Raw genomic sequence first — 21877 nt, 5'->3', positions numbered from 1 at the left:
TGCAGGGCGACCCCGGAGGACCTACCTCCATCTCTCGCACAGCACCGCGTCCAGAAGCTCCTACATCGACGCCCCCTTCAGCGTTCGTGGCACACAACCAGCAGAAATCAACGAATCACGTTCGGTTGAGATACGGCTTCTCAGCTTGTTGTTTAACCTCGCGGGTCACCCGACCTGCTGATCTGCGGTTCTTCCCGGGACAGCGGAGACGGCCGTTCTCCACGCTTCGAGATGTCGAGTCACGAAGCACGAGAGAACGGCCGCTTCAGTGCCGGGCGCCTGGTGGGGGTTGCCGTCGACGCGCTGCGCGGCCCCCAGGTCTTTCTGGACGGGCTGCCGCTGGTGGGCCGCGCGCCGTCCCGGCTCGCCGCCGATCTCACCGAGTACACGAACGCCCGCGACATTTTCCTGCAGTACACCTACCTGGGAGACCTCGCCTCGGAGGAGCTGGGACTCTTCGGCGCCTCCCAGCGGGCCGACGACGTCCTCCTCACCAGGCCGGTGCTCGTCGGCGCCTTCTGGGCGGACCGGATCGGTGACTACACGGAGACCCACCTCCCCTCGGCAGAGTGGCGAGACCGGAGGTAGCGGCCGGCGGGCAGTCAACGGTGTCCGCCGAGCGCCACGAGCACGTGGCAGATACCTGGCATTTGGTCAAGATCATGTGGCAATCGGTCAAGATCGCGTGTCAGAGGACAGCGGTCCGGACGGTCGGCTGTCTCACCCTTGTCCCAGGTCCGGCACAAAGCATCGTGACCTGGGGAAATGTCCTGGGACTGTCCCAGCGAATCAGGCACGCGCTGATTGCTGGGGCAGAGGGTGTCACAGCCTTGTCCCAGGCGGCGGTCACGCTGGGCGAGCTGAGCAAGCGCGGCGGCCCCCCGGCGGATGCCGGGCGGCATCAGGCGCTCTGTTGGTCGAGTGCGGCCCGGAGCAGGGAGACGGCGTGCTGCGCGTCCCGGGATAGCCAGGGGTCGCCGTCGACCGCGTCGATGACCAGACTGCCGTCGATGTAGCTGCCCCAGCCGTCCCCAGCCTTGGCGACCCAGCCCATCAGCCGGCGGTCCGGGCGCCGGACGGCGAACAGGTCGGAATCGGCGGCCCACCCCTCCACCACCAGGTCGCTGTCCGGCAGTCGCCAGGTCGGTCGAAGCACCCAGGCCCCGGGCGAGCGGCGACACCGAAGTGCGTTCCGCGGCGAGCGCCAGGCGCAGCTGGTCGGGAACAACCGGAGCCTGCTCAGAGGTCTGCGGGTCGAGGGTCAGGTCGGCCAGGGCCGGCTGCTGCACCGACTCGACAGCGGGCGCTGCACTTTTCAGCGCTGCCGGGGCGCTGCGCGGGCGGGGCGAGGGGGTGCAGCATCTGCGCGGTGCCGAGTGCGGGACCGGCGGTTTCGACGCGCGAGGAAACGATGACCCGGGGACCGGGCAGCGTGACGGCGGGATCGGGGACAGCCCGGTCCCGGCCGGGGCAGCCGGCCGGGCGGCGTTGGAGGTCTCGCGGCGGTCCGGGACGACCGGCTGCGGATCGGGGACGACCTCGGCGTCCGGGAGGGTGGTTTCGACGCGCGACGATTGGGCCTGGGTCTCGGCGGGTGCAGCGGCACGGCCGGGGTCGGTGGGTACGGCAGCCGCGGCGATGGCCTCGCGCGCGGCCCGGCCCCGGGCGGAGACCATCTCGTAGCGCAGCACGTGGGCCTTGCGAAGCAGGCGCTGCGTCGCCCCGGTGACGCTGGTCTCCAGCAGCTCCAGGGCACGGTCGCCGCCCGGGTCCTCGCCGCCCTGGCGGGCCTCATCGAGCCGCTGAAGGTAGCGGGCCGCGCCGCGCTGGACGGCGGCGGCCAGCTCCAGCAGTTCGCGGGCGCTGCCGTCCGGCGCGGCCGGGATATCGACGCGCGAGGAAATGAGGGCGTCCGCGACGGCGTCCGGCTGGTCCTCCGAGCGGCGCCGACGGTACGCCTTCGAGGAACACGCTCGACCGCAGTAGACGGGCCTGCGGCCGGAGCCGGAGGCGCACAGCGGAGTGCCGCACTCCGGGCAGGTAGGCGCTTCGGGTTCCGCGTCGATTCCTCGCGCGTCGATTCCGTCGACGGCGGAGTTTCCTCGCGCGTCTTTCCGCCGTCGGCCGGGATTCCTCGCGCGTCGAAACTCTGTTCCATGATCCGGCTCGTAACCGGCACCCCGGACAGGCCCGCCCCGGCCACCCACCGACCGGCCTTGCGCAGGTGCGCATGGGTGCCTTGCGCATGCCGTTGCGCAGCGCACAGGCCGCTTGCGCAGAAGCACCGGCGCGCTTGCGCAGGCACCCGCCCGAGGAAGTGCGGGAGCGTACGCACCCGCCCGGACCCGGCCGGGATGGGTGCGTACGCACTGCGCGCCGGCGTTCAGGCCGCGGTCGGATCCGAGGACATCGTCGAGGAGAGCGCGGCGGCCGACGGGCAGGAGCACCAGGAGCTCCGCGACCTCCCACTGCGTGCCGTCGCGCACCGCTCCTGACCTGCGATGGGGAGTTTGGACTGCGGAACTCACCGGCCGTCCCACGCCGAACTCACCGGCTCCCGACGGCGGGTGCGTGAGCGGACTGCGCGCCCCCGCGCAGTCCGCTCACGGAGAGTTCAGCGGCGGTCACCGGCGGGTAGGGCTGTGCGTGTCCAACGATGGGGAGGGGAACGCAGTGAGCGAGAACGAGCGGCTCAAGTCGCTGATCATCAGCGCGGCGCAGGAGCTGTGGGACGACAAGGAGGCGCTGGGTAAGTTCCTCGGAGTGGTGCGGCGCGGCGAGGGGTGGACGCAGCTGGCCGACGAGCTGGAGAAGAACCGGCCGGCGAACGCCACGTTCTACGGCGTGAAGAGCGCCGAGTTCCAGGGGTAGCCGTCCGGCCTGGTGGCCCGCCGCTCCGTCTCCGGGGCGGCGGGCCACTGCTGTGACCTGCGGCGGTGAGTTTCGGCGGGCGAAACTCACCGGTCGAACTCACCGGCGCGGACGACGTTCTCACCAGCCGCCCGGGGTGCCCGGGCGGCAGGTCGCTGCGAGGTCAGTTCCGGTCGTCCGGTACTGCGGAGACGACCAGGCCGCCGGGGCCGAGCCGACGACGGGAGGTCGGCACCGCGGGCGCCTCGGGCACCTCGGCGGCGGCCGGCTCCAGGAAGGGGGCCCGCTCGACCGCGAGGAGCCGGGCCCCGCCGGACGACTGGACGGGGGTGTCGGTGGCGGGCTCGGAGAAGACATCTCAGGGTGCTAAGGCGTCAAGCTAAAGCGCCCTAACGCGCGCTGGTGGTTTGCCAGGCAAGATCGAGTTCGCCGTCGACTGCGGCAATGCCGGGCGCCTGGGAGCCGCCCAGGGCTGCATGGCTCAGCAGCACGGGCGTCCCGGCCTCCAGGGCTTGGGCGATGTCCTGGAGCATCAAGGTGACCGCGGCCCAATGAGGGACATCCAGGATCCAGCTCTCGTGGTCCCAGAGGAGTACCGCTCCGCGGGTGGCACCGGGTCGCAGGTCGACGATCAGTCCGTCACCGCCGGGGCTCAGCGCGATCGGCATGAACTCACGCAGATAACGCGCCTCGGGCTGACCGTTGTCGTCGAACGAATCGCCTTCCTGCTCGGCGACCAGCAACCAGATCTCGTGGGTCTCCAAGGCCTCGTCCAGCGAGACCGGAGCGAACTCGTCAGGAATCCAGTAGTTCGCACTAACGTCGGACAGCAGCCACCAGGCTCGTAGGTCCGCAGGTAGCGGCGCGCCGAGGTCCGCTTCGAACGTGTCCAGGCGCGCGGCATCCGACGCAGGCCGCAAGGGGCCCCGTCGGGTGTGCGCGGCGAGCCAGGTTTCGATGCGGCCCCAGGCGGTCGGGACATCGTGATCAGCCGTTGTCATGGTGGGCAGTCCGCCTCACCGATGTGTCAACAGCTCAAGCCGTGCAGCACTGAAACGGCTGGTCAGGCTGCGGATGCAACAAGAGCCGGTGCAGGAAAGGCGGTGCTCTCGTCGAAGGTCAGGCGGTTCTGGAGGCAGTGGAAGAGCTGGCCCAGCAGGCGGTTCAGGAGGTTGCGTTGGGCGCCGGCATGCCAGTCTCCGTGCTCGCGTCGGCGGCGGTAGTGGGCGTCGGCACCCGGCGAGCCGCGGAGCGAGGAGAAGGCCCAGAGGAAGCCGGCGTGCATGAGCCGGTCGTTCTTCACCATGCGTCTGCCGACATAGCTCTTCTTGCCGGAGGCCCGGGTGATCGGCGCGGATCCGGCGTAGGCCTTGAGGCCTCGGGCGTCGGCAAAGCGGGTCCGGTCGTCGCCGATCTCCGCGAGAACCCGGGCGGCGAGCTGGACGCCGAGGCCGGGGAAGCTGAGGCTGCAGGAGGCCAAGGACGACCTGACCGCCTTCGCGGCCTTCCCCGATCGACATTGGAAGAAGATCCAGTCCACCAACCCGCTGGAGCGGATCAACCGCGAGATCAAGCGCCGCACCGATGTCGTCCAGGTCTTCCCCAACGACGACGCGCTCCTACGGCTGGTCACCGCTGTGCTCTTCGAGATGCACTCTGAATGGATCGCGTTCCCTCGCCGCTACCTGCCCGAGGCCAGCATGGAGAAGATCTACCCCGCCAACCTCGGCTGCGACGAACTCCCGTCCACTTCATGACCGTTGGTCTACGACCGCTACACCACTTCATGGGACACGACCCCTGCGCGCCCACCTGATGCCGCCGACGCAGGAGTTCGTCCAGGCGAGCAAGGACTGGCTGACCGTCTTCCAATTCCCCTCCTACGCACCGGACCTCAATCCACGGGAGGGCATCTGGTCGCTGGTCAAGCGCACAATCGGCAACCTCGCCGCCGCCAACCTCGACCAGCTCGCCCGAGCCGTCAAGCGCAGCCTGAAGCAGATCCAGTACCGACCCCACCTCATCATCGACGGATGCCTCGCCGTCACTGGCCTGATCATGGACGGTTGATAACCCACGGACCGACATCACGAATTCAACTTCAGTGGCGCACTCGATGAACCACGTGATCCACGGACACGCCGACTCGCCCTCGACATCGACCTGCACCGGCACATGCTTGTGATCGCCCTCCCAGCACGCGTTCCTCCACGCGGCGGGCCGTTTCCCGAACACGTCATGTGCCCGCCGGGCCGCCTCCCCACCCCACAGACCCGCCTGCTCCCCCACCGACAGATCCCGTACCACAGCACGGTGCAGGGCCGACAGCGACAGTACAGGCCCTACTTCGGGATCATCCGCTGCGCGAGCCACCACTTCGCGGTGGCAGCCGAGACATTGCCTCCCCACAACGCCAACAGACGCCGGATCTCCGGAGTAACGACCAACCGGGCCCGGGGAGGGGCCGCGAGGCGGCAGATCCATCAACCGGGCCATCGCAGCTTCCCGTTCACCCCGGGTCACTGCGGTGGGCCGCTCCGGCACCGACCCAGGCGGATCCAGAGCCACCACCACTCCCCCACCTGTCGACGGCACGAGACCCGCGAACCCTCAAAGCTGGCGGTCCCCTTTCAGCAGCAGGCTGTCCTCCCTCTCCCGGTCTCATCCCGACACGCCGCATGACAGCACCCGATCGAAGGGAAGCTCGGCAGGCGACGTTTCACCAGAGCCGAAAAGGCCAAACGGTCGGCGGGTTCTTCACCGTAGCCTCGGCGCGACGCCTTCGCCGGGTCCTGGGCAGGCCGTGCGCCAGGGCCCAGCTGCGGGAGCTCTGACCAGCGGGCCGTCCGCCGGCCAGGGGTGAATGCCTACGCCGAATCCGGTGAAGACCACACGCCGAACACGACCAGGCGTCCAATCGGTTCTGGCGCAGCGCAGCGATTCGGCCTGCTGGTGTGCGCCCGCCCGTCTCGGCTACCGGCTGCCAGGCGCCAGGCGAAGTACGTCACGCAGCAGCTGCACCACGCCCTCGGTGATCTCGGTACAGCGCTGCTCCGCCAGGGCGAGCAGTTCGGCGGCCTGTGCGGGGCTGGGGTCGAGGGATGGGACCGGGCGGGTGCGCCAGGGGTGCGGGGCCAGGGCGCGGATCTGCGTGGTGGCGTCGGTCTTGCCCTGGGCAGCGAGTCGGGGGTGGGCATCGCCGCTCACGAGGAGGGCGGCGCGCAGTGAGGTGAGGCGGTCGCGCCGGCTCAGCAATCGGTAGCCGGCCCGTCGCACCGCCGGCCGCTGCGGGTCGGCGAGCATGTCCCACAGCAGGTCGGCAGGCAGCTGGGTGGCAGTGGGGGCGAGGGTGATAGCGGCCTCCTTGACCACGGCGGTAGAGCCGTCCCGAAGGAGCACCGTGACCCGGGGGACGGACACCGCGTCCAGGCTCCGCAGGGCGCGCAGCGCGTGGACGCGGACCTGAGGGGCCGGGTTGTCCAGCAAGGCGGTGAGCAGTGGGCCGTCAGCCCGGCTACCGGTCTCGGCCAGCCCTGCGACCGCCCCGACCTGCGGTTCGGCGGCCTGGACGGCCGCGCGGTAGTACGCCAGTGAATCCGTACCGGTGCGGCGTGCCGCCTCCCGCGCCAGGGCCCGCACCAGCGCGGACGGGTCGTCGAGGAACGGCACCACGTCCTGGGGGGAACCGGTGCGCATCAGCCCTGTGAGGGCGGTGATCCGTGCCTCGGCGTGACGGCTGCGGGCCAGACGCCGCAGCAGCTCGACCTGGTCGGTCCACACCGCCTGCCGGGCGGCGGCCTCGGCGGCCCGGGCCCTGACCTGCCGGTCGGGGTCGCTCTCGGCGAGGACGGCGAGGTCACGAAGCCCGAGGCGGTGCGCGGCGGTGTCGAGGACGAAGCGACGCACCAACGGCGCGGGGGCCGTGAGAAGCCTTCCGGACAAAGCCGTGCCCGACTCGTCCAGCAGCGACGCGCGCAGTTGACCGTGGGCGAAGGAGCCGCGCCGACGCCGGTTGACCAGCAGAGTCGTGCGCACGGTCGCGGGGGTGGCCAGCAGGGTGTTCTCGTGGAGCAGCACGGCCAGACCCGCGCACGCCGGCTCCCGGACCTGCCGGACCCAGTCGCTGGTCCGCAGGACGAGAAACGGCATCATCTCGGGGTGCGGCTGGTTCAGCATCCGCCGCACCACGCGCTCGCGAACTCGGCCATCAGCGTGCGAGGCAGCCAGGGCGAGTACGACCGGGTCGGCCTCGGTGAGCGAGGGGGCCGGGCGCGTCGAATACCACGACTCCCGTCGTATGAAGGCATCCAGGCGCAGCAGCAGCGCCGGACGCTCCGTCAGCACACGCAGCACCTCAAGCGAATCCTCAAGCTGCCCGGCCGAGCCGACCTCCAGCAACGCGGCGGTCAGCTCCTCGAGCGCACCTCCTTCCCGAGCCCGTGGCCCGGCAACCGCCAGCCGGACACGCTCCAAGGCCTCCGTGCCCGGGGACGGCTGCGAGAGGGGCTGCTGACGACGGAAGAAGAAGTCCACCGCGTCATCCTGCCGGAACCGACCAACTTGCCGCTTCCCATATACGACGCCATCAAGAGCCGGGTTCGACGGCGTGGAGTTCCACGGCGCCAACGGGCTACCTGATCCACCAGTTCCTGGCGCCGGACAGCAGCCGGCGCACCGACGCCTGGGGCGGAGGGATCGAGGGCCGGATCCGCTTCGCCGTCGAGGTCGTCACCGCTGTGGCCGAGGCGATCGGCGGCCACCGGGTGGGCCTGCGGGTCTCGCCCGGGAACCCGTACAACGACATCGCCGAGGACAACCCGGCCGAGGTGTACGAGGCGCTGCTGGAGCGGATCGCCGGCCTTGACCTGGCCTGCCTGCACCTGTTGGTGGGCCCGGACGGCGACCTGACCAACCGGCTGCGCAAGGCCTGGCCCGGCACGTTCGTCCTCACCCCCTTCACCCACCCGGGGTCACAGGTCCCGAGGCGCTGAAGCTGATCCAGGACGGAGCTGCGGACATGGTGGCCTACGGTGCGCTGTTCCTGGCCAACCCCGACCTGCCGGCCCGGCCGGCGGCCGGCGGCCCGTTCGACACGCCGGGCCCGGCCACCTTCTACGGCGGCGACCACCGCGGCTACACCGACTACCCTGCCCTCACCACCTGACCATGGCCCGCGCGGCCCGGGCTTCACGGCCTGCCGCCGGGATGTCCCGCTCCCGTCACGCCACTCTTGTGATGCAGGCGACCTCCCACCCGTGTCTCCCCCTCTTGGAGTTCCGATGTCCCACGCGATCACCTACTCGAGCTACGGCGGTCCGGACGTGCTCACCCTGACCGAGGTCGACGCCCCCGAGCCGGGCCCGGGCCAGGTCCGGATCAACGTCCGGGCAGCCTCCGTCAACCCGATCGACCTGAAGGTCCGCTCGGGCAGGATGGCCGGCGCCCGCCCGGCGCAGTTCCCGGTACGGCCGGGCCTGGACGTGGCCGGCGTCGTCGACCGGGCCGGCGAGGGCGCGACCGCCTCGGTCGGCGACGAGGTCTTCGGCGTCGCCCTGGGCGGCGGCTACAGCGAGTACGCGCTGCTGCAGCAGCCGGTGCCGAAGCCGACGGAGGTCTCCTTCGAAACGGCTGCCGCCCTGGTGACGGTGGGTGAGACCGCCCACCGCGGTCTGCACCAGCTGGGCGTGGCGGCGGGCGAGACCCTGCTGATCCACGGCGGGGGCGGATCCGTCGGCACGATCGCGGTCCAGCTCGCCGTCGCCCGTGGCATCGCCGTCGTCGCCACCGCCGGCGAGGACGACCTCGAGCGGCTCACCGCGCTCGGCGCCAGCGCCGTCCGGTACGGCGAGGGCTGGGTGGAGCGGGTGAAGACGGCCGCGCCGCAGGGCGTGGACCGCATCTTCGACACCTCCGGAGCGGGCGTGCTCGCCGACTCCGTCGCGCTGACCGGCGATGCGGCCCGGGTGATCACCATCGCCGACATGACCGCTGCCGAGCACGGGGTCCGCTTCAGCACCGGTGGCCCCGCCGACCGCCTCGGGCAGGCGCTGGCGGAGCTGGCCACACTCGCCGCCGCCGGCAAGCTCGACCTCCCGATCGGCGCGAGCTACCCGCTGGCCGAGGCCGCCCGCGCCCACGCCGATATCGAGGCCCGCCGTGTCCGGGGCAAGGTCATCCTCCTGCCCTGACCCGAGAGCGCCGTCCCACCCGCGGCTCGGGCAGGCCGCGGGCGACCACGAACTCGCCGCCCTCGTCGCCGAACACGACGACCGGCCGGGTGCCAGGGTCGGGCCGGTCGGCCATCCGCCACAGCGCGTACCGGGAGCCGGAGAAGTACCCGGCCGGGCACCCCACCGACCGTCAGGAGATCCCAGACCCCCGTGACGTTCCCCGATGGCCCGGTGGCCGCCCGCCGCCGGGGCCGCGCAGCGCGCAGCACCCCGCCGGACCTGTCCGGCGGGGTGCTGGGCCGAGTGGGGCAGTGCCGTTCAGTGGGGCAGTGCCGTTCATGGACTCGTTCGGGCAGTCGCGGCGGCCGTGGTCCGCGTCAGGTCGTGCAGGCGGAGACCAGCACGCCCGGCGCGCCGGGAACGAGCGTCTCCGTCACGGGGCCCAGGGGGTAGCTGACCGAGCCTCCGCCGGTGGTCGTACCCGAGACCGATCCGGAGAGGGTGAGGGTCGTGGGCTGGAGGCTGGTCACGCTGACCGCGACTCCCGTTCCGCCGTTGGGGCAGGGCGTGGGCAGGAGCAGCACCTGGGGCAGCGGGCCGTGATTCACGGTGGCGGTCGCGGTGAGCGTCACGCTGGTCAGCGGCGGGGTCGTCACACACGCGGTGTCGACGCAGGCGGTGACCGGGACCTGCGGGACCGGCACCGGTCCGACTCTTAGGCTGACCGAGTGGGAGGCGGCGGCGAAGGCCGCCGGCGGCGCCGCGAGCGGGAGGGCGGCGAGCGTCAGGCCCGTGGCCGCCAGGGCGACTCGGTTGGCCAGTCGGGAGAGGGTCATGTCCTTTTCCTTCCGGTTGATGTGCTTCCGTGCGGGCCGGCTGGTCTCACCGGCGGTTCAGGGGGCGGTTTCGGCACGCAGATCGAGGTTCATCTGCTCGGCGATGCCGGTGGCGAGGTCCGCGAGAGTCGGGTGTCTGCTCACGAAGTCGTGGACGAGCCTGACGCCTAGGTCCGATTCGAGGCGGGTCCGCAGCTCGATCCTAAGCAGTGAGTCGAAACCGAGCGCCTTCAACGGCGTCTGGGGGTCCAGGGTGGCGCCCTCGAACTGGAGGACGGCGCGGACGTGATCGGCCAGGTAGGCCTCCAACGCGGTCCTGCGGGCCAGGGCGGAACCGATGGACCGGAGGGTGGCGTGGATGTCGCGGGCGCCGCTCTGCTCCTGCACCGGCGCGACGGTGGCGAGAAGGGCGAAGAGGGAGGAGTGCCGGCCGGCCGCAGGGATCCAGCTGTCGGGTTCGCCGGGGATGAAGCCGGTGCGTACCCGGCCGTGGGTCAGCAGGCTGGCGAGGGCCCGCAGGCCGACCTCCGTGGCGATGGTCCGGTAGCCGCGGGCGGCGAAGTCGGTGGCCAGGCCGGTTTCGCCCCACGGGCCCCAGTTGACGGCGAGGGTGCGCAGGCCGCTCGCGCTGCGCCAGGTGGCGAACGCGTCCAGCCAGGCGTTGGCGGCGGCGTAGGCGCCCTGGCCGGGGTTGCCGAGCAGGGAGGCCATCGACGAGTAGACGACGAACCAGTCGAGGGCCAGTCCCGAGGTCGCTTCGTGCAGGCGCCAGGCGCCGGTGACCTTGGGGTGCCAGACACGGCGGAGCTGGTCGTCGGTGATGTTGGTGATCGCGGCGTCGTCGAGGACCATCGCGGCGTGCACCACGCCGCGCAGCGGCAGGCCGTCGGCCGCGGCGACGGCCAGGAGCCGTTCGGCGGTGCCGGGTTCGGCGATGTCGCCGAGCACGACCGTGATCCGGGCGCCGTCCCGGCGCAGCCGGGTGAGCATCTGCTCGCTCTGCGGGGACGGTGGCGTCCGGCCGTTGAGAACGAGGTGGCGCGCGCCCTGGCGGGCCAGCCAGCCGGCGGTCGCCAGGCCGACGCCGCGCAGGCCGCCGGTGACCAGGTAGGCGCCGTCCGCCCGGACCTGCGGTGGCGGCTCGCGCAGCACGGCGGTGGTGGCGCCGTCGTCGGGGACGGTGAGCACGAGCTTGCCGGTGTGGCCGGCACCGGCCATGAGGCGGAACGCGTCGGTGGCCCGTTCGAGCGGGTAGGTCCGGCAGGGCAGTGGGGTGAGCCGGCCCTCGGCGAACTCGGTGAGGACCTCCCGCAGCGCGGTGGCGAAGGTTCTCGGGCGGCTCTGCTGCAGCTCGATGAGGTCGACCGCGCTCATGGTGATGTTGTGCCGCAGTGGTGCGAGGCCGAGCGGGGTGTCGGCGAGAATGTCGCGGACTCCGAGTTCCACGAACCGGCCGAACGGTCGCAGGCTCTCCAGCCCGGCTCGGATGGCCCGGCCGGACAGCGAGTTCAGCACCACGTCGACACCCTGCCCCGCGGTGGCGGCCCTGGCCTGCCCGGCGAAGTCCAGCGACCGGGAGTCCATGACGTGCCGGATCCCCAGGTCGCGCAGGTACTCCCGTTTGGCCTCGCTGCCCGCGGTGGCGAGCACTTCACCGCCGAGCAGCCGCGCGACCGCGATCGCGGCCAGGCCCGTCCCGCCCGTGGCGCTGTGGATCAGGACCCGCTCGCCCTCGGCGAGCCGGGCGACGTGGCGCAGGGCGTACCAGGCGGTGAGGAACGCGGTGGGGATGCCCGCCGCGGCGCAGAGGTCGGTACCTGCGGGGACGGGGGCGACGGCGGCGGCGGGCACCGTGGTGAAGGATGCGAAGGTACCGCCGCGCAGGTCGACGGCGAGCACCCGGTCTCCGGTGCGGACGTGGTCGACACCCGGTCCCACAGCGGTGACGACGCCCGCGCATTCGAAGCCTATTCGGTACCCGGCGTCCTCGTCGGTGGAGAGCAGACCCATCGTGGTGAGCACGTCGCGGAAGTTCACCCCGGCCGCCTGGACGCGCAGTTCGACTTCCCCCTGGCCGGGTGCGCGCCGCGCGGCCAGGGCGAGTTCGAGGGAGTCGAGGTCGCCGAGGCGCCCGGCCCGAAGCCGGAACCGGTCGGTGCCGTACCGGACCGCACGGGTGGTCGCCGCCGCGCGTTCGCCGTCCGTGAGCGGCCGGTGGACCAGCCGGGCGACGCTCCGGACACCCCCGCGGACGGCGACCTCGTCCTCGGGGGCCCAGGCCAGGAGCTCCCGCGACACCGCGCGCAGGCCGTCGTCGTCCGGATCGGCGTCCACCAGGGTGGCCCGCAGCCCGGGGTGTTCGTACGTCAGGACGCGGACCAGGCCGCGCAGGGCGCTGTGGCCGGGGTCGGCCGGCCGGCCGGGTTCCAGGCTCTGGGCGGCGCGGGTGACCGCGTACAGGCGCGGGGGCTCGCTCTGGGCGGCGGCGGCCTGGGCGATGGCGAGCAGCTGCCGGGTACGCCGTAGGGCGGCCGGGTCGCAGTCGTCCTGCGACGCGGGGGTCGCGCAGAGCAGTACGACGGCCCGTGGCGCCGTTGAAGGGGCGGCCCAGCGACGGGCGAGGGTGTCCCTGAGCTGGGCCAGGGTGAGGGGCACCGTGGGCGCCTCCAGCACGTCGACGCTCGCTCGCTCGGCGCGCAGGGCGTCGGCCAGGACGGTGGGGGAGCTGCCCGGTTCGGCGATGACCAGCCAGTTCCCGGCGGGGCCCGGGGCGTTCGTCCCCTGCCGAGGGGCGGGCTGCCAGCTGGTTTCGAGGAACCACCGGTCGATGTCCGGGCGCTCGGCACCGCCCTTGCGCAGGAAGTGGACGGCCTCGGCGTCGACCACGGGCCGCCCCGCCTCGTCCACCAGCAGCACATCACCGGTGATGCCCGTGGTGTCGCTCCTGCGGATGCGCGCGTGGCCGTACCGGGCGGTTCCGGGATCACCGAGGAGCCGCAGGCGGCGGATGCTCACCGGCAGGACGAGGCCGCTGTCCGGTTCCTCGATCAGGCAGGCCACCACGAGTTGTGCGCACAGGTCGAGGAGGACGGGATGGGCCAGCAGGCGGTGCCGGGCCGGGTGCGCCTCGGGCGGCGTCGTGACGCGGGCCCAGAAGCTGTCCCGCTCGGGTGTGGTGTGCAGGGCGGTGATCCCGGTGAACGCCGGCCCGTGCTCCAGCCCGCGGGCCCGCAGGCTCGCGTACAGCGTGGCAGGGTCGAGTGCGACCGGGTGCCGTGCGGCCAGTTCGGCCACGGACACGGCCGCCGGGACGGCTGCGGGTGCCGTGCGGCGCAGCACCGCGCTGGCCTGCTTTACCCAGGCGCCGTCGGAGCCGCGCCCGAAGATGTCGAGGTCGGCGCGGTCGGGGGCGACCAGGGTGGCGGTGGTGCTCGTGGGTGTGTGGTCGGCCAGGGTCATCAGCTCGTGGAAGGCGATGTCGGTGGCTTCGGCGTGGTGCGGTCCGGCTGGGAAGACCTCGCGGGCGGCGGTCAGGGCCAGTGCGCAGTATGCCGCGCCGGGCAGGACGGGAGCGCCCTGGACGCGGTGGTCGGCCAGCCAGGGCAGTGCGCCGGTGCCGGTGTCGCCCTGCCAGCAGTGGCGCGGTTGGGCGCCGGGTACCTCGGTGTGGGCGCCGGGCAGGGTGGTGTCCGTGGCTCGGGGGATCTGGGCGGTGGGCGGCACGGTGTCGACCCAGTGGCGCCGGCGGTCGAAGGTGAGCGGGGGCGCGTCGGTCAGGCGGGCGTCGGCGTAGAGCGCGGCCCAGTCGACGCTGACGCCGGCGCAGTGCAGCGCGGCGAGCTGGGTTCTGAAGGTGGTCGGCTCGTGCTGCTCGCGCCGCAGGGTGGGGAGCACGACGGGATCGGGCAGCAGGCCGGTCAGGGTCCGGCTGACGGCGCGGGTCACCACGGGCTGGGGGGAGATCTCCACGAAGACCTGGTGGCGATCGGCCGCCAGGGCGGCGACGGCGGCCGTGAAGCGTACGGGGCGGCGCAGGTTGGCGCACCAGTAGGCGGCGTCGAAGAGCGGGGTCTCGCGTGGGTCGTCCAGGACCGTAGAGTAGAACGGAAGGGCGGGCTGGCTGGGGGTGAGGTCGGCGAGGGCGGCGGCGAGCTCCGGCAGCAGCGGCTCCACCTGGGGACAGTGCGAGGCGACGTCCACGGCGATCAGGTGCGCGCTCACGCCCCGTGCCCGCCAGGCCGCGACCAGCCGCCGCACCTCGCGCGGGAGCCCGGCGACGACCGTGGAGCCGGGCGCCGCCAGGACGGCTGTGCAGACGGACCCGGTGGCGTTCGCGGCGGCGAGCTCGGCCTCCACCTGCGCGGCGTCGAGGTCCACGGTCGCCATGGCGCCGGCTCCGCTGATCCTGGTCATCAGAACGGACCTTCGGCAGATCACCTTAACGCCGTCGGCCGGGGAGAGCGCCCCGGCACAGACGGCGGCCGCGACCTCGCCCATCGAGTGGCCGACGACGGCGGCGGGTTCGACGCCATGGGCACGCCAGGTGGCGGCCAGCGCGATCTGCAGGGCGAACAGCAGCGGCTGCACCCGCCCCGAGGCCCTCACCCGGCCTTCGGCGTGCAGCAGTTCGAGCACGCTGAAGTCGGCCTCGGCGGCGATCAGTTCGTCGACCTCTGCGAGGGCCGCGGCGAACGCCGGCTCATGGCGCAGCAGCTCACGTCCCATGCCCGGCCACTGAGAGCCCTGCCCGGAGAACACCCACACCGGGCGGCGGCTGATCCCGGCGCCCACCGAGCCGGTGACCACGCCGGGGTGCGCGCGTCCGGCTTCGAACGAGCGCAGCCCGTGGATCAGCTCCCGGTGGGAGGAGGCCACCACGCCGAGGCGGCCGCGCCCGGCCGAGCGGCGCAGGGCGAGAGTGTGCGCGACGTCGCGCAGCGGCGAGCCGGCTCCTTCGCCCTCCAGCCAGTCGGCGAGCCGCCGGGCGGCGGCGGGTAGCGCGCCCCGGGAGCCGGCCGGGACGACGAAGACCTCGGGCGGGGCGTCGCCGCGCCGGTTCGGAGCCGGCCGCCCGCCGGGGGCGGTGGGAGCCTGCTCCAGGATCACGTGCGCGTTGGTCCCGGAGAACCCGAAGGAGGAGACAGCGGCCAGCCGCACCGGTGTCCTGGTGGGCCAGCCGGTGAGGCGGGTGGGTACGAACAGTCGCGTTCCCGTCGGCGCTATCGCCTGGTTCCAACGGGTGAAGTGCAGGTTGGGCGGAATCAGCCCGTGCTGGAGGCAGAGCACCGCCTTGATCAGACCGACGACTCCGGCGGCCGGCTCCAGGTGGCCGATGTTCGTCTTGACCGAGCCGAGGGCGCAACGGCCCTGGCCCATGCCGTAGACGGCGGAGAGGCTTTCGAACTCCACCGGGTCCCCGACCGGTGTGCCCGTCCCGTGCGCCTCGATCATGCCGATCTCGCGGGGATCGGTTCCGGCCCGGGCGAGCGCCATCCTGAACACGGCCTGCTGCGCGAGGGCGGACGGCGCGGCCAGCGAGTCGGAGCGCCCGTCCTGGTTGACCGCCGACCCGCGTACGATCGCGAGGATGCGATCGCCGCCTTGCAGCGCGTCGGACAACCGCTTGAGGACGACGACGCCGCAGCCCTCGCCGCGTACGAAACCGTCCGCACCGGCGTCGAACGTGCGGCAGCGCCCGGTGGCCGAGAGCATGCCCATCCTGGCGAACGACCTGGTCGTCCTGGAGCGGAGCATGAGGGTGACGCCGCCGGCCAGTGCGAGGTCGCACTCCTGGTCGCGCAGGGCCTGGCAGGCCAGGTGGAGTGCCACCAGCGAGGAGGAGCAGGCGGTGTCCAGGGCGACGCAGGGGCCGTGCAGCCCGAGCAGGTAGGAGACGCGGCCCGCGGCCACGCAGTGACCGTTCGTCAGGACCGAGCCCTCCAGTTCCCTGGGCTGCCCGGCGAGGGCGTCCATGTAGTCGTTGTAGCTCAGGCCGGCAAAGAGCCCGGTCGGGGTCCCGGCCAGCCGGTCGGGAGGAAGCCCGGCGTGCTCCAGCGCCTCCCAGGCCACCTCCAGCAGCAGCCGGTGCTGCGGGTCGAGAACGTCGGCCTCCTTGCCGGAGACGCCGAAGAAGTCGGCGTCGAAGCCGGCCACATCCCGCAGATATCCGCCCGGTGACGGCAGCTCGCCGCTCGTGCCGCCCGAGAGCTGCGCGCGCCCGGCGGGCGGCTCGCCGACCGCGTCGCGCGCCTCGACGAGCAGCCGCCACAGCGAGGCGGGCGAGTCCACGTCACCCGGGAGCCGGCACCCCATGCCGACGACGGCGATCTGCCGATCGTCGTACCTCGGTTCGTGTTCGTTCCGCACGGCAGAGTCCTCCTCGTCGGTCGGGGTCGGTCCGGATGAGCGGACGGCAGGGAGCGCGCGGCGGGAGGTGCCCGGCTCTGCGGTCAGACGGCGTCCGGGCTGCCCAGCAGGATGGCGCTCTTGACGCCCCCGATCTGGTAGTTGCAGCTCAGTGCGTAGTCGAAGTCCAGGGGCCGGGTGCGGATGCCGGGAACGGGGTCGAAGCTGAGGTTGTCGGCGGGCTCCTCGCAGTTCGCGGTGGGGCACACCTCGCCGTTCTGGATCATGAGCAGGGTCAGGGCGACCCCGACGGCGCCCGCCGGAGCGCCGTTGTGGCCGAAGCACGCCTCCTGGGAGGTCATCAGGAGCTCGGGCGAGGAGGATCCGTACAGCTCTCTGGCGGCGTTCGACTCGAAGGCGGTCACCACCACGTCACCGTCGCTGCCGCCGTGGATGTAGGGGACCTGGGCGATGTCCCACCGCGCCCCGAGGCAGGTGCGTATCGCGGCGACCAGCGAGGAGCCGCTCTCGTCACTCGCCAGCGGGTTCGACAGGCCGTCACGGGTCATGGCGTGGGCGAGAACCTGGCCGTAGACGTGTGCTCCGCGCCGCTGCGCGCGTTCCCGGCTCTCCAGCACCAGCGTTGCCGAGCCCTCGCCGTGGTTCACGCAGTCCGCGCGGCGGTCGTAGGGCCGCATCAGACGGTCGAACGACGGCAGGAGGTCGGGCATGCCGTCCACCCGGATCGCGTCATAGCTTCGCTGGGCGCCGTGCAGCAGACGCTGGACGTTGCGGATCACCTCGATCCCGAAGACGTCCACGCCGGTGACGATGGCCAGGTCGACCTCACCCCCGGCGATCATGCGCCGGGCGTTGCCGATCTGTACGGCGGAGGAGGAGCAGCCGCACGACACGGTGAAGCAGGGGCCGGTCGTACGCGTCAGGGCTCCCTGGACCAGGGCGACATCGGAGGGTGTGAGGCCCTGCTGGCCCCTGACGAACAGTTCCATCGCCTGCTGGGGTGTCGTCGTCTCGACGTCGGCGTTGAGGACCGCCAGGTAGCAGGCTACGTTGGCGTCGATTCCGCCGCGGCCGGCCAGGATCGCCGCGTGGGCCGCGTCCCCGGCGCGGATGTTCACTCCCGCGTCGGCACAGGCCTTTGCCATGGACACCAGCGCGAAGCGGTGCGCGTCGGTGTAGTGGCGGGAGAAGATCCCCGGGACGTCCGGGAGGAGTTCGTCGAACATCGCCGACGGGAGGTTCACGGCGCCGTAGTAGACGCCGTGGTGTTCCAGGTGCGAACGGCCGTTGGAGGCCACGGCCCACAGCTCCGCGGCGGTCAGCACCGGCCGGCTGCCACCGGGAAGGCAGAATCCCATGCCAGTGACCACCACGTCCCGTGCGGTCGGAAAGTTGGCCATCGGTGCTCACCTCTTCGCCAGTCGCGGTCCGCTGGACCGGTCGGATGAAGGACGGGGCCGCCGGCTACTCGGCGACGAACGTGCGGTGCGACCAGCGATAGACCGGCATCGGTCCCAGCCCGATGTCGACGTATTCCTGGGTGAACTCGAAATGCTCGTACCCGTTGCCGTGGAGGATCTTCACCGGCTCTTCGGCGCCGCCTGCGGGTGAGCCCCACACGTGCGGGATATCGGCCGGGCATCCCCTCAGGAGGACGAGAATCAAACAGGGCATGATCCCCACTCCAGCCTAATGATGTGCCGTTCCTACCAGCTGACGATATCTGTGCAAGAACCTCCCTTGAAAGGGCGCAAGTAGGTACTGCAGGGTGGAGTAGTGCGCCGGGCGCGAATTATGGCGGACAGGACTCTCCTGGCCTGCTCGGACCGTGAAACGCGCCCTGCACCAAAGGGGAGGAATGGGCCTTGCCAATAGGATTATATGCTCACGACTATGCCGAGTTGGCGGGGTGCGATGGGGTGCAAAACCTGCCCGTCGAGTCAAGCCACCTTCTCATATGGTCGGATTATTTAAGCCGGCACGCCGTGAGGTCTGGAATCTCCCGCAGGGGGAGGTTCCACGTTCGGGCCGGCAACACAGCCGAGATTCCGAAAGGGTCGCGCCCGACAGCTACAGAAGAGTCGAATTGCTCACGCCGTCCGCCCACAACCGGCTCGGCTTCAGGCACCTTGATGATCAGCCCGGTCTCGCCAGCTCGACGTACAGACGCAGCGGCTCCCCCGTTGCCGGGTCCTGGAAGTGGTGCAGGGAGATCCACTCGCCGGTCGTGTCGAAGCGGGAGCGCAGGACCGTGTGCTGTCAGGCCCACGGCTCCAGTTCCCAGGTGCCGGCCGCGAGGTTGGCCAGGCCGTCCTTGCGGGAGGTGTCGTCGCCGGTGCGCAGCGCCGTGGTCCAGGCGGTCGGGGCGAGGGCGCTGATCCCGGGCCGGTAGCCGATCTCGAGCAGGGTGCCGGTGTCGGAGATCGCCCGGTGGGGCTGGGCGGTCCACACCTTGCCGAGGTGGATGTCGCGGCGCACCACCGTCACACCGGGGGCGAACGGGACGCCGGTGCCCGGCGGGGTGGCGGTCACGGCCGGCCCCAGGTGTTGCAGGCGGCTCGTGCCAGGTGGTGCGCACGACCATGCCGCCCGGGGAGATGTGCTCGCTGGACCAGGTCCGGCAGCACCCGCCCCCGGTCCGGGCCGGGGCCGGCGGCCGCGCGACACGGACCGGAACAGCAGCGGCGCTAAAGGCGTCCTGACGGCGGAGACGGCGGCGGTGACGCCGGGTGGGAGTTGTCATGCCGAAGGCTCTGCCCACCACGCCCCGGTACGGAACCTTGCCGCCGCCCATACGGAGCAGCGCGGCCCGTTCTCACCGGCCGCTGACCTGCGCCGACACCCGAAACTCACCAGTGGCTGGCCATCCCGGGGCGGGCAAACTCACCGGCGCCCCGGGGCGAAACTCCCCAGGGCAGGTCAGGGATGGTGGGGAAACTCCCCGGCGCAGGTCAGCGGCCTGCGCCGGGGTGAGGCCGAGTCAGGGTCGGCGCCACCGGGAGCGGGTGCGCTTCGCCTCGGCGGCCGCGGCTTCGGCGGCGGCCCGCTCACGCTCGGCGGCTTCGAGCGCGTTCTGGTCGGCGTCGGCTTGGCGGCAGCTTGCGCAGAGCCTGTCGTCGTTCCAGACCTTCTCCTTCTCGGCCCACCGCTCGTCCGTGAACTTCGCCGGGCAGTGCCGCAAGCGGGCCGAGAAGGCGAAGGCCCAGGCCGCCGCCGAAGCCCGGCGCCGCACCAACCTGCGCGCAGTCGGCAGCTGAACTGCAGCCCGTGCACACCGTTCCCCTCTTGGGGAACGGTGCAGGTCAGGCCCGTGGCGGCAGGTTCGGCGGTATCACCAGCGGAACCGCTTTGTTCTGCCCCGGCAGACAAAGCCAGTGGTCAGGGCAAGTGCGGTACGAGGACAAGCAGTCCGAGACCGGATCCCGTCGGCGGCCGGCGGGGTCGGACCGAGGCCGGCCGTCGTGGCGGCGAGGCCTGTCAGGGGTGCCAGTGGGGGTCGTGCAGTCGCGCCAGGTTCTGGCGGGCGAACATCTCCGCCTTGGCCTGGTCGACGATCCCGGCGGCCGCCAGGTCGTCCAGGATCTCCCAGTACGCCTCGATGGCCTCGTGCCGGAAACCGCCGACGGCCAGGGCGAAGGCGAGGTTGTTGCGTGCCACGATGGTGGCCTGGTCCGTCGCGCCGAAGGTCTCGACTGCCTGCGTGGCGAGCTGTTGGAGCAGCGTCAGCGCGCTGAGGAGGTCGCCGCTGCGGCGGCGCTGCTCGGCGACCGCGAGCCGGTAGTGGAGCGTCTTGCGGTCGGTCAGCGGCTCCCGGCCCAGGTCGGCCGCGCGCCACACCGCGACGGCCTGCAGAGCCGCCTGTTCCGGCGTGCCCGCGTCGCCCGTGCCCGCCTGCCGCTGGGCGCCGGCGGCGCCGAGCGTCCAGGAGGCCAGCCGCGTCCTGAGCTCCCGGACGGGCGTCTGCGGCGCGAGCAGCCAACAGGTGACGTCGTCGATGCCCAGCCCGATCACGCTTGCGGCGTCGCCGGCCTCCCGTGCGCGAGTCAGGTTCGGGAAGTCGAGGAACTCGAACCGCCAGCCGTGCGCCTTGCCCTCGACGTCCTCCGCTGTCAGGACGTAGAGCCAGGTGAGCGACGGCCACCTCACGGAGAGCAGGCTGCGTAGCGGCCCTCCCACCGACAGGCCCGCCAGGGCGACGTCCAGCCGCAGACCCTCGATCAGGCGCGGGTGTCGCGGATGCCCGCCGAGATAGGTCACCCCGGTGACGCGCAACCGTTTCATCGTCCCCTCCCCCGTCGGCCGCCGGCCGGCACCGCCGCGCGCCGCACCACCATCCTGCCGCGCCGCTCGGGGTTCTGTCTGCCTGATTGACCGTCATCTTTTCTGTCAGTCATGCGCGTTACTGTGCGGGCATTGATGGAAACGGACGCGAACACCGCTGACGGCGAGGCCGCCGAGCCCCTGCGGGTACGGAGCAGCCATGTCGAACTGGCCCTGCAGTTCCCGCCCTTCCCCGCCGCGGATGCGGGCGGCTCGCCGAGCCCGGCGCCTCACGATCCGGTGCGGGCCCGCCGGTTCGTCGAGACGCCGGGAACGGTCGAGGAGGTTCTCGAGGAGCTCCCGCAGCGGCTCCAGCAGTATGTGTCGGAGCCCGGCGTACGCGCCGACCTGGACCTCGTCGCGGTCGGCTGCCGGGGCAGTCCGGTGCACGTCGTCGACCCGGCGCTGGCCAGCGAGCTGCTCACGTCCGCGATGAACCAGCTCGTGGAGCGGCACGTCGTCCTGCGCCATGTCGCTCAAGGACCGGAAACCGGAGGAGACGCGACGCTGGTGTTCGTCAGCCTGCCGCCAGCAGGCCACCCGTTGGCGAGCAGAACTGCGCGAACGGCCAGCTCAGCCCCCTGTCAACGGCCTCGTAGTGCTACAGCACGGCAACGCATGAGCCCAGATCTGCGGCAAGGAAGACCAAGCGCGAGTCTTCGGTGATATCCACTCGCCCCAAGGCGACTGGGGTGTCACCCGCACGCCGAAGGCCGGGCAATCCCTGTTCGAAGTCCTTGCAGGTGACGATGCCGTCCTCCGCCATGCACTGGGCCCGCCATGCCCAGATGTCGAGAAGCTTCCCTGCCTGGTCGAGGACGTCGTCCTCCCCCAGGCAGGGAAGCTGCGGGCCTGGTACCTGACCGAGCGGGGCGCGCGGATCGCCGCCCGCTTCCCCGAGCTGGAGGGCGTGGCCTCCCCGCCGCTGCCCGAAGACAAGACCGAAGCGCGCCTGCGGGTCGGGCACATCCTGGCCATCACCCGCACCCAGGCCGCCTTCGTCGCCGGCGCCCGGAAGGCGGGACGAGTGCCGGCCGCTGGACTTCCTGCCCGAGGTCTACCACCGCTACGGCAAAGGCCCAGGCGGCGCCATCGTCCCCGACGGCCTGCTGCACTACGGGGCCGGCGGCCCCGGCCGGACTCTCAACCGGGCGTGCGTCGAGGTCGACCGCGGCACCATGGCCGGCGAGAAGCTCGCCGCCAAGCTCATCGGATACGCCCGCTTCCGCGACCACCACCCCGTCCCCGCGCATCTGCGGCGCACCGCCGGCGCGCAGAGCATCCTGCCGGCCCGGCAGCAGCACTACGTGGTCT

Annotated in this window: 16 protein-coding genes and 4 pseudogenes; 8 read left to right on the top strand and 12 right to left on the bottom strand. The window is 72.0% G+C overall.

Features of this window, described 5'->3' with window-relative positions; translation table 11 throughout:
- Nucleotides 1–231 precede the first annotated feature (231 nt).
- The gene (locus ACZ5WK_RS39150; RefSeq protein WP_465555172.1) at nucleotides 232–588 is read left to right on the top strand and encodes a hypothetical protein; all 357 of its coding nucleotides are present in this window, start codon (nucleotides 232–234) and stop codon (nucleotides 586–588) included.
- Between the two features lie 313 nt (nucleotides 589–901).
- On the opposite strand, the gene ACZ5WK_RS39145 is transcribed toward ACZ5WK_RS39150, so the two are convergent.
- Entirely contained in the window at nucleotides 902–1156 is a 255-nt protein-coding gene (locus ACZ5WK_RS39145; protein WP_465555170.1) for a hypothetical protein, read from the bottom strand.
- 1198 nt (nucleotides 1157–2354) lie between these two features.
- On the opposite strand from ACZ5WK_RS39145, the gene ACZ5WK_RS39140 reads away from it, so the two are divergent.
- Entirely contained in the window at nucleotides 2355–2495 is a 141-nt protein-coding gene (locus ACZ5WK_RS39140; protein WP_465555168.1) for a hypothetical protein, read from the top strand.
- Between the two features lie 178 nt (nucleotides 2496–2673).
- Entirely contained in the window at nucleotides 2674–2871 is a 198-nt protein-coding gene (locus ACZ5WK_RS39135) for a hypothetical protein (protein ID WP_465555166.1), read from the top strand.
- A gap of 389 nt (nucleotides 2872–3260) precedes the next feature.
- On the opposite strand, the gene ACZ5WK_RS39130 is transcribed toward ACZ5WK_RS39135, so the two are convergent.
- The gene (locus ACZ5WK_RS39130; RefSeq protein ID WP_465555164.1) at nucleotides 3261–3872 is read right to left on the bottom strand and encodes an SMI1/KNR4 family protein; all 612 of its coding nucleotides are present in this window, start codon (nucleotides 3870–3872) and stop codon (nucleotides 3261–3263) included.
- Nucleotides 3873–3934: 62 nt separating this feature from the next.
- Nucleotides 3935–4336 (bottom strand): annotated as a pseudogene (locus ACZ5WK_RS39125) (transposase); the annotation flags it as partial.
- A 1-nt stretch (nucleotide 4337) separates the two neighbouring features.
- On the opposite strand from ACZ5WK_RS39125, the pseudogene ACZ5WK_RS39120 reads away from it, so the two are divergent.
- Nucleotides 4338–4628: pseudogene (locus tag ACZ5WK_RS39120) on the top strand (transposase); the annotation flags it as partial.
- Between the two features lie 43 nt (nucleotides 4629–4671).
- Nucleotides 4672–4941 (top strand): annotated as a pseudogene (locus ACZ5WK_RS39115) (transposase); the annotation flags it as partial.
- Nucleotides 4942–5844: 903 nt separating this feature from the next.
- Here ACZ5WK_RS39115 and ACZ5WK_RS39110 read toward each other — a convergent pair.
- Nucleotides 5845–7224 (bottom strand): HEAT repeat domain-containing protein, encoded by a 1380-nt coding sequence (locus ACZ5WK_RS39110; RefSeq protein ID WP_465555162.1) that lies wholly within the window; start codon nucleotides 7222–7224, stop codon nucleotides 5845–5847.
- Between the two features lie 238 nt (nucleotides 7225–7462).
- On the opposite strand from ACZ5WK_RS39110, the pseudogene ACZ5WK_RS39105 reads away from it, so the two are divergent.
- Nucleotides 7463–8035, top strand: a pseudogene (locus ACZ5WK_RS39105) (oxidoreductase); the annotation flags it as partial.
- 115 nt (nucleotides 8036–8150) lie between these two features.
- Nucleotides 8151–9059: a quinone oxidoreductase family protein gene (locus tag ACZ5WK_RS39100; RefSeq protein ID WP_465555160.1), complete on the top strand. Its 909-nt coding sequence runs from the start codon at nucleotides 8151–8153 to the stop codon at nucleotides 9057–9059.
- Nucleotides 9060–9418: 359 nt separating this feature from the next.
- On the opposite strand, the gene ACZ5WK_RS39095 is transcribed toward ACZ5WK_RS39100, so the two are convergent.
- The 7 genes from ACZ5WK_RS39095 to ACZ5WK_RS39065 all read right to left on the bottom strand — a co-directional run bounded on the left by ACZ5WK_RS39095 (nucleotide 9419) and on the right by ACZ5WK_RS39065 (nucleotide 20524).
- Entirely contained in the window at nucleotides 9419–9877 is a 459-nt protein-coding gene (locus ACZ5WK_RS39095) for a hypothetical protein (protein WP_465555158.1), read from the bottom strand.
- Between the two features lie 57 nt (nucleotides 9878–9934).
- Complete coding sequence (locus ACZ5WK_RS39090) at nucleotides 9935–16243, bottom strand: SDR family NAD(P)-dependent oxidoreductase (protein ID WP_465555156.1); 6309 nt, start codon at nucleotides 16241–16243, stop codon at nucleotides 9935–9937.
- Between the two features lie 83 nt (nucleotides 16244–16326).
- Nucleotides 16327–17643, bottom strand: coding sequence for a beta-ketoacyl synthase N-terminal-like domain-containing protein (locus ACZ5WK_RS39085; RefSeq protein ID WP_465555154.1), 1317 nt, complete (start codon nucleotides 17641–17643; stop codon nucleotides 16327–16329).
- 64 nt (nucleotides 17644–17707) lie between these two features.
- Nucleotides 17708–17908 carry a DUF5988 family protein gene (locus ACZ5WK_RS39080; RefSeq protein ID WP_465555152.1) on the bottom strand — a complete coding sequence of 67 codons (201 nt, stop codon included), beginning with the start codon at nucleotides 17906–17908 and terminating at the stop codon, nucleotides 17708–17710.
- Nucleotides 17909–18502: 594 nt separating this feature from the next.
- Nucleotides 18503–18775 carry a hypothetical protein gene (locus tag ACZ5WK_RS39075; RefSeq protein ID WP_465555150.1) on the bottom strand — a complete coding sequence of 91 codons (273 nt, stop codon included), beginning with the start codon at nucleotides 18773–18775 and terminating at the stop codon, nucleotides 18503–18505.
- 448 nt (nucleotides 18776–19223) lie between these two features.
- Nucleotides 19224–19475 carry a hypothetical protein gene (locus tag ACZ5WK_RS39070; protein ID WP_465555148.1) on the bottom strand — a complete coding sequence of 84 codons (252 nt, stop codon included), beginning with the start codon at nucleotides 19473–19475 and terminating at the stop codon, nucleotides 19224–19226.
- A gap of 245 nt (nucleotides 19476–19720) precedes the next feature.
- Nucleotides 19721–20524, bottom strand: a complete 804-nt coding sequence (locus tag ACZ5WK_RS39065; RefSeq protein WP_465555146.1) for a hypothetical protein — start codon at nucleotides 20522–20524, stop codon at nucleotides 19721–19723.
- 111 nt (nucleotides 20525–20635) lie between these two features.
- Between ACZ5WK_RS39065 and ACZ5WK_RS39060 the strand changes: the two genes are divergently transcribed.
- Nucleotides 20636–21229, top strand: coding sequence for a DUF6333 family protein (locus ACZ5WK_RS39060; protein WP_465555144.1), 594 nt, complete (start codon nucleotides 20636–20638; stop codon nucleotides 21227–21229).
- Here the strand turns inward: ACZ5WK_RS39060 and ACZ5WK_RS39055 are convergent.
- A complete protein-coding gene (locus tag ACZ5WK_RS39055; protein WP_465555174.1) occupies nucleotides 21165–21530 on the bottom strand; it encodes a hypothetical protein in 366 nt (121 codons plus the stop codon). The two genes, ACZ5WK_RS39060 and ACZ5WK_RS39055, sit on opposite strands and share 65 nt — an antisense overlap.
- Between the last annotated feature and the right edge of the window lie 347 nt (nucleotides 21531–21877).

Source organism: Kitasatospora sp. NPDC032757, from assembly GCF_055579305.1.
The sequence above is the reverse complement of the archived record's forward strand: the minus strand, read 5'-3'. Positions and strand labels throughout refer to the sequence as shown.